Annotated in this window: 1 protein-coding gene; it reads right to left on the bottom strand. The window is 56.0% G+C overall.

Annotated features, from left to right (window positions below; genetic code table 11):
• Nucleotides 1-242, bottom strand: a 242-nt coding sequence (locus ABG80_RS22760) for a protein rep (RefSeq protein ID WP_268760971.1), incomplete at its 3' end; no start/stop codon positions are given.
• Nucleotides 243-273 lie beyond the last annotated feature (31 nt).

The raw sequence follows: 273 nt of genomic DNA, 5'->3' as shown, positions 1-273 counted from the left end.
CGACCACGTTGCCGGCGTTTCCATAGCTCGCGCTGGGCTCTATGAAGGTGCTTAAAGCGTTCAGCCAGGTCATCACCGTTCTTCACCGTCAAAGTCACCAAAAAAGGCCTCAGAGCCGTTTTCTCGGCTCGGATGATCTCCCACCTATCCAAGTAGGCTTTCATCGACTTAGCGCCCCGTCTAATGGCACACAGAGGGCAAAGCAGGTGCTTCATGCAGAAGCTGGCCGCATGCAGCCTCACAGCGTCGATGGTGAAGTAGTGCCGGAACAGC

The organism is Aquabacterium parvum (assembly GCF_001447195.1).
Taxonomy (GTDB): domain Bacteria; phylum Pseudomonadota; class Gammaproteobacteria; order Burkholderiales; family Burkholderiaceae_C; genus Aquabacterium; species Aquabacterium parvum.
The sequence above is the reverse complement of the archived record's forward strand: the minus strand, read 5'-3'. Positions and strand labels throughout refer to the sequence as shown.